Here is a 15,038-nt window from a genome sequence, read left to right on the forward strand (position 1 = left end):
GTTGGTTGGGTTCGGCTTGTCAGGCTTCCATCGAATAGCCGGCACCGCGAACGGTGCGGATGACATCCTGCATGTTGGAGAAGTTGAGCGCCTTGCGCAGGCGACCGACGTGTACGTCGACCGTGCGTTCGTCGACATAGATGTCGTGCCCCCAGACACCGTCGAGAAGCTGTGAGCGAGAAAAGACCCGGCCCGGCGACGCCATCAGGAATTCCAGAAGGCGGAACTCGGTCGGCCCGAGACGGACCTCGCGGCTCTTGCGATGCACCCGATGCGTCTCGCGATCGAGCTCGATGTCGCCGCAACGCAGGACGCTGGACAGGACTTCGGGCTTGGCACGCCGCAGCATGGCCTTGACGCGAGCCATCAGTTCCGGGGTCGAGAAGGGCTTGACGACATAGTCGTCGGCACCGGTCGCCAGACCGCGGACGCGTTCGCTTTCCTCGCCGCGTGCCGTCAGCATGATGATCGGCAGACGCTCGGTCTCGGGTCGCACGCGCAGACGGCGGCACAGTTCGATGCCGGAGACGCCCGGAAGCATCCAGTCGAGGATCAGGAGATCCGGCACACGCTCCTGAAGCCGGATCTCGGCTTCGTCGCCCCGCAGGATCGTCTCGACCTCATAACCCTCGGCCTCGAGATTGTAACGCAGGAGGACCGAGAGGGCCTCCTCGTCTTCGACTACGGCAATCTTCGGCTGCATTGATCATCAACCTCGCTGGCCATCGTCACTCGGTGATCGCGCCGACGGAAGAGGTCAGGTCTTCCTTCGGGCGTTCGCCTTCCGGCTGGGCGCCGGTGGTCATGTAGTAGATGGTCTCAGCGATGTTGGTCGCGTGGTCGCCGATGCGCTCGATGTTCTTGGCGCAGAACAAGAGATGGGTGCAGCTTGTGATGTTGCGCGGATCCTCCATCATGTAGGTCAGAAGCTCGCGGAACAGCGAGGTGTAGATCGCATCGATCTCCTCGTCGCGGTCACGGATGGACTTCGCCTTTTCAGCCGAACGGGTCGTGTAGACGTCGAGCACTTCCTTGAGCTGGGCAAGAGCCAGGTCCGACAGATGCTCCAGGCCACGGGCGAGCTTGCGCGGAACGCCCGTTGCCTGGACGGCGACGACACGCTTGGAGTTGCTCTTGCCGAGGTCACCGACGCGCTCGAGATCGGCCGCGATACGCAGCGCGCCGATGATTTCGCGAAGGTCAGAAGCGACCGGCTGGCGCTTTGCAATCGTGATGACTGCCTTGTCGCCGATCTCGCGCTCCATGGCATCCATGAGCACGTCGTCGGAGATCACCTTCTGGGCGAGGGCAGCGTCGGAATTGACCAGCGCGCGCACGCTTTCGGCGACCATCTGTTCTGCCAGACCGCCCATTTCGGAGATGCGGCGCATCAGGAACTTCAGTTCCTCGTCGAAAGCCGAGTAGATGTGTGTGGAGCCCATTTGAAACGTCCTTGAAATTGAGTTCGACCGTGGATGACGCCCGGGCTCAGCCGAAGCGGCCCATGATGTAATCCTGGGTGCGCTGGTCATCCGGATTGGTGAACATCTTGTCGGTGTCGTTCTCCTCGACCAGGTGGCCGAGGTGGAACATGGCCGTGCGCTGGGAGACGCGGGCAGCCTGCTGCATCGAGTGCGTCACGATGACGATCGTGAAGTTCTCGCGCAGTTCATGGATCAGTTCTTCGACCTTGGCGGTGGCGATCGGGTCGAGCGCCGAGCAGGGCTCGTCCATCAGGATGACTTCCGGGCTGACGGCGACGGCACGCGCGATGCAAAGACGCTGCTGCTGACCACCGGAAAGGCCCGTGCCCGACTCCTGCAGGCGATCCTTGACTTCGTTCCAGAGACCAGCGCGCTGAAGCGCTGATGCCACGACCTGGTCCAGGTCGGCCTTGCTGCGGGCGAGACCGTGGATGCGGGGGCCATAGGCAATGTTCTCGTAGATCGATTTCGGGAACGGGTTCGGCTTCTGGAACACCATGCCGACGCGCGCGCGCAGCTCGACCACGTCGATGGAAGGATCATAGATGTCCATGCCGTCGAGCGTGATATTGCCGGAAACACGGCAACCATCGATCGTGTCGTTCATCCGGTTCAGCGTGCGCAGGAATGTCGACTTGCCGCAGCCCGAAGGACCGATCAGTGCCGTTACCGTGTTCTTCCTGACGTTCAGGTTGACGTCATACAGCGCGCGCTTTTCACCGTAGTGGACCGAGACGTCCTTACCGACCATTTTGAAATGGGTTTCACTCATCTGCTTGTCCACTGCCTTCTCAACTTGAGCTTCCGTCATCATGTTCATGATCTGGACTCCACTACCAGCGACGCTCGAAGCGCTGTCTCAGGAAAATTGCTATGGCGTTCATCACGACAAGGAAGCCGATCAGGACGAGAATAGCGGCGGATGTACGCGAGACAAAGCCTCGCTCGGGACTGTCGGCCCAGATGTAGATCTGCGTCGGAAGCGCGGTCGAGGCTTCCATCACGCCGGCCGGCGGGCTGGTGATAAAGGCGTTCATGCCGATCAACAGCAGGGGTGCCGTTTCGCCAAGGGCCTGGGCCAGACCAATGATTGTGCCGGTCAGGATGGACGGCATGGCCAGCGGCAGGATGTGATGGAAAATCGCTTCGTGCTTTGACGCGCCGACACCGAGTGCTGCTTCACGAATGGAGCTCGGCACCGACTGCAGGGCTGCGCGGGTGACGATGATCAGGGTCGGCAGCGTCATCAGCGACAGGACCAGACCACCCACCAGCGGCGCCGAGCGCGGCAGACCGAACCAGCCGAGGAAGACCGCCAGACCGAGGAGACCGAACACCACCGACGGCACCGCGGCCAGGTTGTTGATGTTGATCTCGATCATATCCGTCCACTTGTTCTTGGGCGCGAACTCCTCGAGATAGATCGCCGCAGCGATGCCGACGGGGAAGCTGATCAGGAAGCAGACCAGCAGCAGCCAGAACGAGCCGGAGATGGCACCCGCGAGACCTGCCAGTTCGGGGAAGCGGCTGTCGGAGTTGAAGAACAGGCCCCAGTTGAACGGCGAGGACAGCACGCCCGTGGCTTCCAGACGATCGTAGAGCGCGATCTGGCGGTCGTTCACGCGGCGCTGGTTTTCCGGCAGATCCCGGCTGATCTCGCCCTTGGCGAACTGATCGATCGGGTCGGCCATCGGGATGACGAAGCTCGACGTACCGGTGAGCTTCGTCGGATCCTTGAGCACTGCGTCTCGCACGATGAACGGAGCCGAGGAGGTGAACATCGCGAAGAAGTCGCGCTCTTGCGGTCCCTCGAGATCGCCAAGGGGGCGTTTCATACCTTCGCGCACGATATTGCGCCAGTTGGCACCCGCAATGTCATTCGGATCTATGCCAGCGGTTGAAAGGTCGAGTTCAATCGTCGCGACGGTCTGCGTGAACGCCTTGTAACCCGTCAACACCAGCGAACTGATGAGGATTGCGAGAAAGCCGAGTGCAAAGCTGATCGCAATGATGCCATAGGCCTGAAGGCGTCTGTCCGCTGCGTAACGACGCTTGCGAAGCGACTTCATTGCATCGGACTGCCAGTTGATCGGAGGCGCCAAAGTGCTGGTTTCCTGGGCCATTAGTACTTCTCCCGATACTTGCGGACGGTACGCAGCGCGATCAGATTGAGGCCCAGCGTGATGATGAACAGCACGAGACCGAGGGCGAATGCGGCAAGCGTCTTCGGATTGTCGAATTCGGTGTCACCAATGAGCAGCGTCACGATCTGGACAGTGACCGTCGTGACGGAGTCGAAGGGGTTGAGGGTCATCTTGGCGATGAGGCCCGCCGCCATGACGACTATCATGGTCTCGCCAACGGCGCGGCTGAGGGCGAGAAGAATGCCGCCCACGATACCCGGAAGGGCTGCCGGCAGGAGAACCTTGCGGATGGTTTCGCCCTTGGTGGCACCGAGTGCATAGGATCCTTCACGCATCGCCCGCGGGACGGCCGCAAAGGCGTCGTCCGAGAGCGAGGAGATGAACGGGATGAGCATCACACCCATGACCCCACCCGCAGCCAGCGCGCTGTTCGGCGCGGCATCGACCCCGAGGAAGATGCCGAGATTGCGCATCGCTGGTGCGACCGTGAGAACCGCGAAGAAGCCGTAGACGACGGTCGGGATACCGGCGAGAATTTCCAGCAGCGGCTTGACCGTCGCGCGGAAGCCGGGCGCTGCATACTCCGTGAGATAGACGGCCGACAGGACACCGGTCGGCACGGCAACAGTCATGGCGAGGAACGAAATCACCATGGTTCCGAACAGGACCGGGATCATGCCGAAAGCGCCCTGTCCCGCAACCTGGTCCGCACGGATGGCGATCTGAGGCTCCCAGCGCAGGCCGAAGAGGAACTCGGTGATCGGCACTTTCGTGAAGAACTGATAGGCCTCGTAGAGCAGCGAGAAGACGATCCCTGCTGTCGTCAGAACCGCAACGATGGAGGAGAACAGCATGAACAGGGTGACGGCGCGCTCGACGCTGTGACGCGCCCTGTAGCGCGTGCTGATCACCCGCATGCCGAAGAAGGCGCCAACCACCACCAGGGACGCAACGACCGCAATGATCGCAACATTGGCTATCTGCTGAAGCGACCGCAAATGCTCGACTGCGGCCATAACTTCCGGAGAAGGCTCGCGGAAGATGTTCCCAGACGCCACCTGCCGGATTTCACTGATGAGAAGCGCCTTTTGCGGCCCCTCCATCATGTCCGAGCCCGGAAACGAGGCCATGACCAGCTGATTGATGATGTTGTCCTGACCGAGAAGCCAGAGAATGAGGAAGATAAAAGCCGGGATACCGGTCCAGATCGCGGCATTCAAGCCGTGATAGATCGGACGGGAATGAACCTTGATGCCCGATGCGGAACCGGCTGTCGCCTTGGCGCGCCCCGTCCCCATGAAAGCGACGATAAATGCGGCAAGCGCCATCAAGCCGAACAGATATCCAGACATACGACCCCCTGAACACAATGAAAACCGCCCGCCATCATGGCGGGCGGCGATGTTGGTACGCTCAGATTAGGAGCCGAGCTTCTTGGCGCCGGAAACGGCGTCCTGAACTTCCTTGCGCTTGTCGTCGGAGAGCGGGGTCAGGCCGCGCTCAGCGAGATAGCCTTCCGGACCCAGGGCTTCTTCAGAAGTGAACTCGGTGAGGAATTCCTTCATGCCCGGGATAACGTCGCGGTGCGCATTCTTCACGTAGAAGTAGAGCGGACGGGCGACCGGATAGGAGAAGTCAGCGATGGTTTCGAAGTTCGGCTCGACGCCGTTGACCTTCACGCCGACCAGCTTGTCGCTGTTTTCGTACAGGAACGAATAGCCGAAGATGCCGATGGCGTTCGGATCGGATTCGAGACGCTGAACGATCAGGTTGTCGTTCTCGCCGGCTTCAACGAAGGGACCGTCCTGACGCATGCGCGAGCAGACTTCGTTCCACTTGTCGGCGTCAGCCTTCTGGAGATCTGCCATGCCAGGCAGGTCCTTGCAGCCGTCATGCATGACCAGTTCGACGAAAGCGTCGCGGGTACCAGATGTCGGCGGGGGGCCGAAAGCGATGATGTCGATCGCCGGCAGGGAAGCGTCGATGTCCGACCACTTCTTGTTCGGGTTGGCAACGAAACCGCCATTGCCATCCGGAAGCTCAGCAGCGAGAGCCTTGAAGATCTGCTCTTCGGTCAGGTCGAGCGCAGCACCGGCGCGCGAATGAGCGATGGCGAGGCCGTCGTAGCCGATCAGGGCTTCGGTGATGTCGGTCACGCCATTGGCAGTGCAGAGCTCGACTTCCGAGTCCTTGATGGCGCGCGATGCGCCGGTGATGTCGGCGAAGTCAGGGCCGATACCGCCGCAGAATGCCTTGAAGCCGCCGCCAGTGCCGGTGGACTCAACAACCGGAGCAGCCGAGCCAGTCTTGTTGGCGAATTCTTCGGCAGCTGCCTGCGAATAGGGGAATACCGTCGAGGAGCCGACAACCTTGATCTGGTCGCGAGCAACTGCGGCACCGCTGAATACTACGGATGCAGCCAGAGCGGCTACGGTAAGTTTCAGAGCGTTCATGTTCCATCTCCCGTTTTATGGGCTTGTGTGTCTGAGGACCGCGATCGCGTCTGTCGCGCCCCGGCAGAGACGTCTTAGCGGCTCTTCGCCCTTGCTTTTATGTCAGTTCGATGAAACATTTGTGACAAAATTAGATGTTGAATTACAACAACTTAGTGATGGCGCATCGCGCAATCACACCGTTTTATGTCAAAAACGGACGGTGAAGACGCTGCCCTCGCCAAGCTCGGACCTGACGATCAGGCGCGCACGATGGCGGGTCAGGATATGCTTGACGATGGCAAGGCCCAGACCGGTCCCTTTTTTCGAGCGGCTATCCTCGACATTCACGCGGTAAAATCGCTCGGTCAGGCGCGGCACATGTTCCGCCGGAATGCCAGGACCGTGGTCGCGCACGCTGACCTCCGTCGCACCGCCAGGGTCCCGGCGCAGCGCAACTTCCACCACTTCTCCATCCTGACCGTATTTGCAGGCGTTTTCGATCAGGTTCTCGAAGACTTGGACGAGCTCGTCGCGCTCGCCCAGAACCTCGATCTTCTCCTCGGGCAGATCGAGCCGGATCTCGACGCCAAGTTCGGCGGCCAGCGGAGCGAGACTGTCCCTGACATGACCGAGGATCGGCGCGAGCTCCACGCTCTGGTCCGGCGCCACATGGGCCTTCAGCTCCAGCCGCGAAAGGGACAGGAGATCATCCACCAGGCGGCTCATGCGGTTGGCCTGATCGAGCATGATTGCGAGAAACCGGTCCTTGGCCTTGGCATCGTCGCGGGCCGGGCCCTGCATGGTCTCGATGAACCCGCGCAGCGATGCGAGCGGCGTGCGCAACTCGTGACTGGCATTGGCAACGAAGTCGCTGCGCATGCGATCGAGGCGACGTAGCTCGGATATGTCCCTGAACGACAAGAGGAAGTAGGAAACGCCGGCTGCCTTGTCGGCGTCGATCGGTGCTACGCGCACAACATAGACCCGCTCGGAGGGATGACGCTCGGAATGTTCGATCTGGTTCGGCTGGGAGGTTTCGGTCGTTTCCCGGATCATGTCGAGAATGCCGGGGGAGCGCCAGCGGGTCGACACATGCAGGCCGGCGACAAGCTCGCCGAACACCTTCTCCGCTGCCTGATTCTGGGCGACCAGCTCAGCCTCAGGGCTGAGGACGAAGATCGGCATATCAAGGCCGTCGAGCGATGCCAGGATAAGGGGAAGCGGATCAGCCGGCGGGCTGGGCACCATCACGTCCAGCGTCGTCACGACCGGCGTGTCTTCCGCCGGCAGCTGCCGAAAAACCACGAGAAGAAAGAGCAGGACGAACAGCAGGATGGCGTATCCGGTGGCAGCACCGGTCGCCCAGGCGCTGACCGAAAGGACCGCGGCAGCGAGAATATAGACCCAGGCCGAAAGCAGCCGCCGGAGATCTTTGCGCCATCCGTCACCCTTATCGTCCTGCATTCGCGCGCATTCCCCGCCTTGTCCTGGTTCAAGCCTGATAGTCCTGATTCATGACAGAAGTTACACCGCTGTGCCATCGCTTGGCCGGCCTTTCCCCGGTGGATCGACCGAGGCGCCTCCAGATGGAACCGAGATGCTTGAACTTCATTTCGGCTTGGGCTCAAGTAAGGTCATTGGCAATTTACATGGCACAGGGAGCCGAGGATGGACGCGCAAACGGAAAGCAGGGCAGTCACCCTTTCGGTCGGAGGAACCCAACAGGTCTTCGACATCGACCTGCCGGACCTGCCGGACTGGATCGAAGACAAGGCGTTGAAGTCCGGGGGCTTTCCCTATGACAAGAAGCTCTCGGAGAAGGACTATGAGAAGGAACTCATCCAGCTTCAGATCGAGCTGGTGAAGGTGCAGTTCTGGATGCAGAAGACCGGCGAACGCGTGATGGCCTTGTTCGAGGGCCGGGATGCGGCCGGCAAGGGCGGCGCCATTCATGCGACGCTTTCCTATATGAACCCCCGTTCCGCCCGCGTGGTCGCCTTGACCAAGCCAACGGAAACCGAGCGCGGCCAATGGTATTTCCAGCGCTATGTCTCGCACTTTCCGACGGCCGGCGAATTCGTTCTGTTCGACCGCTCCTGGTACAACCGCGCCGGCGTCGAGCCGGTCATGGGCTTCTGCACGCCCGATCAGTACGAGAGCTTTCTTGAGCAGGTGCCGCGCTTCGAGAAGCTGATCGAACGGGAAGGCATCCGCTTCTTCAAATTCTGGCTCGATACAGGCCAGGAAATGCAGCTCAAGCGCTTTCATGACCGCCGGCACGATCCCCTGAAGTGCTGGAAGCTTTCACCGATGGATATTGCCGCCCTGCACAAGTGGGACGACTACACGAAAAAGCGCGACCGGATGCTGAAGGAAACCCACACCGAGCGTGCGCCGTGGACGGTGCTGCACGCCAATGACAAGCGCCGCGCGCGGTTGAACCTCATCCGCCACATGCTGCTGTCGCTAGACTACGAGGGCAAGGACATCGAGAAGATCGGCAAGCTCGACAAGAAGATCATCGGCAGCGGCCCCGACTTCCTGAAGTGACCTTTTTGTGGGGCCGTCTGCCCCCACCTCATCCCGCGTCCGCGACCGTCACTGGCCGGGCAGCACGCGGATCGCGTAAAGGTTCACGCCGCGTCCGGTGCCCGCGAGATCCGCATTGATCAGGAGGCGACCCGGGGTGGACGGTGCCATTCCGTTGTCGAAGGAGACGCGGAACAGCGCATCGAGCTTCTGCGGGTTGACCGTGAACCGATGGCGCGGACAGTCGCCCATGCGCGGAAAATCGCATTCGACGGAGATCTGGACCGGCTCGTCATCCATCGACTGCACGGTGAGCGCAATCGTGGAGGTGCGGCCTGCCATTTCACGCAAGACCTCTGTCGGGACCGTCACTTCGATCACGCCAGCCTCGTCACCGCTGCGCGAGACGATCTGCGCGGCACTGCCGTCGCTGGCCGTGACGATGTCGACGAGCGCGTTGGCGCGGGGACGAAGCGCCGAGACCTGCTGTGGGGCAAAGACCTCGACCCAGTCATCCGAGAAGCCACCGCGTGCATCGAGCGCCTGCGGTCCGGCGGATCCGGCCGGGACTGCCTCCTCTGGCGCTCCGGTAAAGTCTTCCGATTCCGCGCGCGGCGGCGGATTGGGTACGGAGGTGTCGCGCTCGGCATCCGTGAGCAGCAACCCGGAAGAGTAGATCCACCATGCGCCGATCCCAAGCGTCGCGAGGAAGATCGACATGATCGTCAGCCGGGCGACTACCCCGCGACGCCGGCGCGGCGCACGTAACGGGCGTTCGGACCGCATGTCGGGCATTGGCCCTTCGTCATCGGCATGGGCCTCGACAGAAGCTCTCGGCTCAAACTCAGCCTCCTCGTCGAAGGAGGGCTCGCGATAGGCGGGGTGAGCGCCGCGTGGCGGATCACCCGCGGTGAAACCGGGTTCGACACGACCGGTTCGCCGGTCGGACGGCGTTGGTGCCGGCGGCTCGGCGGCCCGCTGAGGGGGCGGCGGCACTGGCGCAGTCGGCTGTGGTGCGGCCGGTTCGGGCCGCACCTCCAGGCGGGCGCGCTCTTCGAGCTCGATGGAATGGATCAGCGCCTCCAGCCGGCGACGCTGATGGTTCACAGCTTCGGGGTCGTCGATGTTCTGCTTGCGCAGGCCCGTTTCGAGGGCCTGGCGGGCGGATTGATAGACCCGAGCCCGGGCCTCCGCATTCGAGCGGTCGGCGCGCTCCAAGGCGTTTCTGATGGCCGTTTCCAATCCGCTCATTGGCCGCCATACTCCTTCGGGGATCGCCCCAGCCACATCGCAATCATAGTTTCGATTCGGTAAACTCTGGATATTTCAAGCACAAGCCCGGAAAACCCGTATGGGGCCGAATAAACACAGGAATGAGGCCGAGAGGCCGATGGCAAGGACCCCACAAATGGACACGCGCAGCGCCGTTGACCATAGGACCGGCTTTCCTCGGCGTCCATGATCTGTTATTTGACGTTTGCGTAAACGTAAACTTCATGGGAGGTGAAGTGATGGCCCTGCCGCCGATCCTGAAAGACAATCTGAGGCTCCCCGTCGTCGCCTCGCCGCTCTTCATCATATCACATCCGAAACTGACGCTCGCCCAATGCAAGGCGGGAATCGTCGGTTCGTTTCCGGCGCTGAATGCGCGGCCGGAGGCACAACTCGACGAATGGCTGGCCGAAATCACCGAGGATCTCGCCGCTCATAACGCGAACAACCCGGACCGTCCGGCCGCCCCCTTCGCGGTGAACCAGATCGTTCACATGTCGAACAAGCGGCTCGAGCACGACCTGATGATGTGCGTCAAATACAAGGTGCCTATCGTCATTTCCTCGCTCGGCGCCGTGCCGGAGGTCAATGCCGCCGTGCATTCCTATGGCGGCATCGTCCTGCATGACGTGATCAACAACCGCCATGCCAATTCGGCGATCCGCAAGGGCGCCGACGGCCTGATTGCGGTGGCAACCGGAGCGGGCGGCCACGCCGGCACGCTCTCGCCCTTTGCCCTCGTCCAGGAAATCCGGGAATGGTTCGATGGGCCGCTTCTGCTCGCCGGGGCGATCGCCAATGGCGGTGCGGTGCTTGCTGCCCAGGCGATGGGCGCCGACATGGCCTATATCGGCTCGCCCTTTATTGCGACTGAAGAGGCACGTGCATCCGCCGAGTACAAGCAGGCAATCGTCGACGCCCATGCCAACGACATTGTCTATTCCAACTACTTTACCGGCATTCACGGCAATTATCTGAAGCCGTCGATCGTTGCCGCCGGCATGGATCCCGACAACCTGCCGGTTGCCGATCCCTCGAAGATGGACTTCGACAAGGCGACCACCGGGGCCAAGGCCTGGAAGGATATCTGGGGCTGCGGCCAGGGCATCGGGGCGGTGAAGGCCGTCGAGCCGGTCGCGGCCGTGGTCGACCGGTTGGAGCGCGAATATATAGGCGCAAAAAAGGCGATTTGCGGCTGAGACTGCCGCTGCTAGCGTCCCCGCAACACTGATTTGCGGGGACCCGACATGCGCCTTTCCATCTTGAGCCTAACGCTTGCCGCTCTGGCCGGCAGCTCCTTTGCCGTCAACGCTGCCGACGGCGCCTATAAGGAGTTCAAATCCTGGCAGGTGAGCTGCTCGCAGACACTGTCCTGCAGCATGCGCCAGTTCATCTCAGACAGCCCCGTCTCAGGCTTCGAGCTGCAGCGCAGCGGCTTGCCGGAAGCGCCCGTCGCGCTCTTGATCTCCCCGTCCGAGACCGCGCTTCTTGAGGGCGAGGGTGAGATTGCCGTTGCGATTTCGATCGATGGCGGGGCGCCGGTGAGCTTTCAGAACGGCGACATCGCTGTTGACGCCAACGCCGCCGCTCTCTCGCTGTCCGGCGACTTCATCGGCAACGGCCTGATCGACAGCCTGAAGAATGGCACCACGGCGAAGATCACCATCTCCCGCGGTCAAATGACCGCGGAAGGCGAGATCCCGCTGGCTGGCGCTGCCGCAAGCCTGCTCTTCATTGACGAATTCCAGAGACGTGTCGGTCACCTAGATGCCATGAGCGCCAAGGGCGACAAGGCCCCAAATCCACCGCCGCCAGTCTCTGACATCCGCCGCTTCTCCGACTTTCCCGAGACGGTCCGCGCCCGCTTCGCCGATGGCGGCGAATGCGCAGAAACGGAAGAAACCATGCTCGAGGGCAACGCGCTTGCCCATAAGCTGGCCGAGGAGCAAACGCTTTATGTGACGCCCTGCGGCATGGGTGGCGCCTACAACTTTCCCTACGCCGTCTTCGTGGACGTCTATGGCACCGTTTCGACACTGCCTTTCCCGACGATGCAGGAGGGCGCACCGAGTGCGACAACCAGCGCCTTCAATCTCAGCTATGATTACGAAGCAAAGACCTTCTCGGCCTTCTTCAAGGGACGCGGCGTGGGCGATTGCGGAACCTTCAACGAATGGAAGCTCGCCGAGGGCGCAATTGGCCCGCAACTCGTGCTCGTCGAGGAGGCATTCCGGGATTGCCCGGCCGAAATCGACGAAAACGAGACCATCGATCTTCAGAACTGGCCGAAGACCTGGCCGTTGCGGTAAACGGAAAGCCAGCGCGGCGGCTGCGGAATTTTTCCGCCGCCGCCGAAATGCGTCTTGAAATCAGAAGGCAATCCCTGTATCAGCCCCTCACCAAACGCGACGGGGTTTTTCCCTGCACAGCGGGCGCCGCTTTAGCTCAGGTGGTAGAGCACATCATTCGTAATGATGGGGTCGCAGGTTCGAGTCCTGCAAGCGGCACCATTTTCCAAGATAATTCTAGGGCCCGTCCCTTTCCCACTCGGCCATTCTGTGCCATGAGCGCCGTCGGGCGCGAGTGCCGTAAACTTTAGTACGGGCTCGGGCGGGTTGATTGACGTCTCTCCTGCTGCAGCGCGATTACGCTGCCGTCCACTTTACCCAATTCCATCGATCCGAACAGCAAAAGGGCCCCGACAAGCGAGGCCCTTCCACGGCATAGTGGTGATCCTCCGATCAGATCCAGTATGGCGGAACGCCATAGTAGTCATAGACCGAGCGGCCATTGTTACGATACCAGTCGTCGCTGTCGTCAGTGGCGCGCGGTGCACCCTCGACTTGCTCCTTGGTCAGGTCGATGCGATAGCCGTCAAGGCTTTCGTCATAGGTCAGCTTTTCCCAGGGGAGCGGGTAGTAATCGTCGCCGATACCCCAGAAGCCGCCAAAGCCCAGAACGGCGTAGGCGACACGGCCACCCTTCTTTTCCAGAATGACGCGCTGGATGGAGCCGATACGGTCGCCATCGCGGCCATAGACGGCTGTCCCTTCGACCTTGTCGCTGGCGATCAGGCTCGGGGTGTCCTTGACGTAAGGATCCTGGCTGGCGGCGGTGTTACGGTTTTCGTGCAACATGGGAAGTCCTCCTTCTTGGTTGTGCATGAAGAGTTAACGGACGCCCCAGCGCATGGTTCCCCACAAACGACTTGCAAAGCCGAGCGACGCAATGTTGACGTTTACGTCAAGGTTATATAGCCTTCCCACACTTGCACTGCCGGTGTGAAAGCATAAGCTTTCGGGACCTGAGGAGGAACCAGCCCCGAAAGGGCGTGCCTGGCAGACCAATGATTTTCGGGAGGATTACATGACGGAAACCCTGAGCCGCCTCAGCGGCCGCGCCGCAGAAAAAATCTGGGTCAACTCCTATCCGGCATCGGTTCCGGCCGAGATCGCACCGCATGCGCATTCTTCGCTCGGGGCGCTTTTCGAAGCGAGCTGCGCGAAATTCGCCGATCGCCTCGCCTTCTCCAGCATGGGCCGCGGCATGACCTTCCGCGAACTGGAACAGCAGTCCCGCAAGGTCGGGGCATGGCTGCAGTCGAAGGGCCTCGTGAAGGGCGACCGCGTTGCCGTCATGACGCCGAACATCCTGCAGAATCCGGTTACCGTCTACGGTATCCTGCGGGCCGGCATGACGGTTGTGAACGTCAACCCGCTCTATACGCCGCGTGAACTGGAGCACCAGCTCAAGGATTCGGGCGCCAAAGCGATCGTCGTGCTCGAGAATTTCGCCCATACGGTCGAGCAGGTGGTGGCGCGTACCGACGTCAAGCATGTCGTGGTCTGCACCATGGGTGACATGCTGGGCTTGAAGGGCCATATCGTCAATCTGGTCGTTCGCAAGGTGAAGAAGCTGGTGCCGGCCTGGTCTATCCCGGGTCACAAAGGCTTCAAGGCGATGCTAGCCGAAGGTGAGAAGCTTACGCTGAAGCCTGTCGACGTGGTGTCGAGCGACGTCGCCTTCCTTCAGTACACGGGGGGCACCACGGGTGTGTCCAAGGGCGCCACCCTGACGCATGCCAACCTGCTCGCCAACAAGCAGCAGATCGCGCTGTGGCTGGAGGCCGCCTTTGCCGGACAGTCCCGTCCGGACGTTCTGAACTTCGTCTGCGCGCTGCCGCTCTACCACATCTTTGCGCTGACGGTGAATTCGCTCATGGGCGTGGCGCTTGGCGGCCACAACCTGCTGATCGCCAATCCGCGCGACATCCCGGCCTTCATCAAGGAGCTGCAGAGCTTCAAGGCGCATGTCTTCCCGGGCCTCAACACGCTGTTCAACGCGATGATGAACAACCCCGAGTTCAAGAAGATCGACTTCTCGTCGCTGATGCTGGTGCTCGGCGGCGGCATGGCGATCCAGCGTCCGGTTGCCGAACGCTGGCTCGAGATGACCGGCCGTCCGATCACCGAAGGCTACGGCCTCTCGGAGACATCGCCGGTCGCGACCGTTAACCGCCTGGATGCGCGCGAATTCACCGGCATGATCGGCCTGCCGTTGCCTTCTACCGACATCGAGATCCGTGATGAGGACGGCGCCACGATGGCGATCGGCGAAGTCGGCGAAATCTGCATCCGCGGCCCACAGGTCATGGCCGGCTATTGGCAGCGTCCGGAAGAAACCGCCAAGGTGATGAGCGACGACGGGTTCTTCCGTTCCGGCGACATGGGCCTGATGGATGAGCGCGGCTATGTGAAGATCGTCGACCGCAAGAAGGACATGATCCTGGTCTCCGGCTTCAACGTCTATCCGAACGAGATCGAGGAAGTGGCCGTCATGCATGCCGGCGTACTCGAATGCGCCGCCGTTGGCGTGCCGGACGAGCATTCGGGAGAGGCGGTGAAGCTCTTCGTGGTCAAGAAGGACGAGAACCTCACCATCGACGAGCTAAAGGCGCATTGCGCTGCCAATCTCACCAACTACAAGCGGCCGCGCTACATAGAATTCCGCACCGAACTGCCGAAAACCAATGTCGGCAAGATCCTGAGGCGAGAGCTGCGCGACGGAAAATAAATCGATTTAAATTTGGGGAGGCTCTAGCCTCCCCTTCGTCTTGATCCCGTCTCAACTCACTAATAAGGTCCCCGGCATCATCGTCGAACCAGGGACATTCC

13 protein-coding genes and 1 tRNA gene are annotated in these 15,038 nt (G+C 61.4%); 5 read left to right on the forward strand and 9 right to left on the reverse strand.

Annotated elements, in window-relative coordinates; translation table 11 throughout:
- Positions 1 to 19 precede the first annotated feature (19 nt).
- The 7 genes from phoB to phoR all read right to left on the reverse strand — a co-directional run bounded on the left by phoB (position 20) and on the right by phoR (position 7,527).
- Entirely contained in the window at positions 20 to 703 is a 684-nt protein-coding gene (gene phoB, locus QWE_RS19835; protein WP_006727960.1) for a phosphate regulon transcriptional regulator PhoB, read from the reverse strand.
- 25 nt (positions 704 to 728) lie between these two features.
- Positions 729 to 1,442, reverse strand: coding sequence for a phosphate signaling complex protein PhoU (gene phoU, locus QWE_RS19840; RefSeq protein ID WP_006727961.1), 714 nt, complete (start codon positions 1,440 to 1,442; stop codon positions 729 to 731).
- A 46-nt stretch (positions 1,443 to 1,488) separates the two neighbouring features.
- Positions 1,489 to 2,304: a phosphate ABC transporter ATP-binding protein PstB gene (pstB, locus tag QWE_RS19845; protein ID WP_006727962.1), complete on the reverse strand. Its 816-nt coding sequence runs from the start codon at positions 2,302 to 2,304 to the stop codon at positions 1,489 to 1,491.
- A gap of 13 nt (positions 2,305 to 2,317) precedes the next feature.
- Entirely contained in the window at positions 2,318 to 3,607 is a 1,290-nt protein-coding gene (pstA, locus tag QWE_RS19850; RefSeq protein ID WP_006727963.1) for a phosphate ABC transporter permease PstA, read from the reverse strand.
- Positions 3,607 to 4,980: a phosphate ABC transporter permease subunit PstC gene (gene pstC, locus QWE_RS19855; protein ID WP_006727964.1), complete on the reverse strand. Its 1,374-nt coding sequence runs from the start codon at positions 4,978 to 4,980 to the stop codon at positions 3,607 to 3,609. Before pstC ends, pstA begins: the two co-directional genes overlap by 1 nt.
- Positions 4,981 to 5,046: 66 nt before the next feature.
- Positions 5,047 to 6,081, reverse strand: a complete 1,035-nt coding sequence (locus QWE_RS19860; protein ID WP_006727965.1) for a substrate-binding domain-containing protein — start codon at positions 6,079 to 6,081, stop codon at positions 5,047 to 5,049.
- A gap of 189 nt (positions 6,082 to 6,270) precedes the next feature.
- On the reverse strand, positions 6,271 to 7,527 hold the full coding sequence (gene phoR / locus QWE_RS19865; RefSeq protein ID WP_006727966.1) for a phosphate regulon sensor histidine kinase PhoR: 1,257 nt from the start codon (positions 7,525 to 7,527) through the stop codon (positions 6,271 to 6,273).
- Positions 7,528 to 7,731: 204 nt separating this feature from the next.
- On the opposite strand from phoR, the gene ppk2 reads away from it, so the two are divergent.
- Positions 7,732 to 8,613, forward strand: coding sequence for a polyphosphate kinase 2 (gene ppk2 / locus QWE_RS19870; protein ID WP_006727967.1), 882 nt, complete (start codon positions 7,732 to 7,734; stop codon positions 8,611 to 8,613).
- Between the two features lie 48 nt (positions 8,614 to 8,661).
- On the opposite strand, the gene QWE_RS19875 is transcribed toward ppk2, so the two are convergent.
- Positions 8,662 to 9,843, reverse strand: coding sequence for a hypothetical protein (locus QWE_RS19875; RefSeq protein WP_006727968.1), 1,182 nt, complete (start codon positions 9,841 to 9,843; stop codon positions 8,662 to 8,664).
- A gap of 260 nt (positions 9,844 to 10,103) precedes the next feature.
- Between QWE_RS19875 and QWE_RS19880 the strand changes: the two genes are divergently transcribed.
- From QWE_RS19880 to QWE_RS19890, 3 genes are all read left to right on the forward strand, one after another.
- The gene (locus tag QWE_RS19880; RefSeq protein WP_006727969.1) at positions 10,104 to 11,063 is read left to right on the forward strand and encodes an NAD(P)H-dependent flavin oxidoreductase; all 960 of its coding nucleotides are present in this window, start codon (positions 10,104 to 10,106) and stop codon (positions 11,061 to 11,063) included.
- Positions 11,064 to 11,111: 48 nt separating this feature from the next.
- Entirely contained in the window at positions 11,112 to 12,173 is a 1,062-nt protein-coding gene (locus QWE_RS19885) for a DUF1176 domain-containing protein (RefSeq protein WP_006727970.1), read from the forward strand.
- A gap of 125 nt (positions 12,174 to 12,298) precedes the next feature.
- Positions 12,299 to 12,374: transfer RNA gene (locus QWE_RS19890), tRNA-Thr, on the forward strand.
- A gap of 231 nt (positions 12,375 to 12,605) precedes the next feature.
- Here the strand turns inward: QWE_RS19890 and QWE_RS19895 are convergent.
- The gene (locus tag QWE_RS19895) at positions 12,606 to 13,001 is read right to left on the reverse strand and encodes a PRC-barrel domain-containing protein (RefSeq protein WP_006727971.1); all 396 of its coding nucleotides are present in this window, start codon (positions 12,999 to 13,001) and stop codon (positions 12,606 to 12,608) included.
- A gap of 229 nt (positions 13,002 to 13,230) precedes the next feature.
- Here QWE_RS19895 and QWE_RS19900 point away from each other — a divergent pair, with 229 nt between their 5' ends.
- The gene (locus QWE_RS19900; RefSeq protein WP_006727972.1) at positions 13,231 to 14,937 is read left to right on the forward strand and encodes a long-chain fatty acid--CoA ligase; all 1,707 of its coding nucleotides are present in this window, start codon (positions 13,231 to 13,233) and stop codon (positions 14,935 to 14,937) included.
- Positions 14,938 to 15,038 lie beyond the last annotated feature (101 nt).

The sequence above is a fragment of the Agrobacterium albertimagni AOL15 genome, assembly GCF_000300855.1.
In the GTDB taxonomy this organism is placed as follows: Bacteria; Pseudomonadota; Alphaproteobacteria; order Rhizobiales; family Rhizobiaceae; genus Allorhizobium; species Allorhizobium albertimagni.

Coding starts and splice junctions, on each gene's coding strand:
- phoB (WP_006727960.1), bottom strand. CDS start 703: ATGCAGCCGAAGATTGCCGTAGTCGAAGACGAGGAGGCCCTCTCGGTC.
- phoU (WP_006727961.1), bottom strand. CDS start 1,442: ATGGGCTCCACACACATCTACTCGGCTTTCGACGAGGAACTGAAGTTC.
- pstB (WP_006727962.1), bottom strand. CDS start 2,304: ATGAACATGATGACGGAAGCTCAAGTTGAGAAGGCAGTGGACAAGCAG.
- pstA (WP_006727963.1), bottom strand. CDS start 3,607: ATGGCCCAGGAAACCAGCACTTTGGCGCCTCCGATCAACTGGCAGTCC.
- pstC (WP_006727964.1), bottom strand. CDS start 4,980: ATGTCTGGATATCTGTTCGGCTTGATGGCGCTTGCCGCATTTATCGTC.
- QWE_RS19860 (WP_006727965.1), bottom strand. CDS start 6,081: ATGAACGCTCTGAAACTTACCGTAGCCGCTCTGGCTGCATCCGTAGTA.
- phoR (WP_006727966.1), bottom strand. CDS start 7,527: ATGCAGGACGATAAGGGTGACGGATGGCGCAAAGATCTCCGGCGGCTG.
- ppk2 (WP_006727967.1), top strand. CDS start 7,732: ATGGACGCGCAAACGGAAAGCAGGGCAGTCACCCTTTCGGTCGGAGGA.
- QWE_RS19875 (WP_006727968.1), bottom strand. CDS start 9,843: ATGAGCGGATTGGAAACGGCCATCAGAAACGCCTTGGAGCGCGCCGAC.
- QWE_RS19880 (WP_006727969.1), top strand. CDS start 10,104: ATGGCCCTGCCGCCGATCCTGAAAGACAATCTGAGGCTCCCCGTCGTC.
- QWE_RS19885 (WP_006727970.1), top strand. CDS start 11,112: ATGCGCCTTTCCATCTTGAGCCTAACGCTTGCCGCTCTGGCCGGCAGC.
- QWE_RS19895 (WP_006727971.1), bottom strand. CDS start 13,001: ATGTTGCACGAAAACCGTAACACCGCCGCCAGCCAGGATCCTTACGTC.
- QWE_RS19900 (WP_006727972.1), top strand. CDS start 13,231: ATGACGGAAACCCTGAGCCGCCTCAGCGGCCGCGCCGCAGAAAAAATC.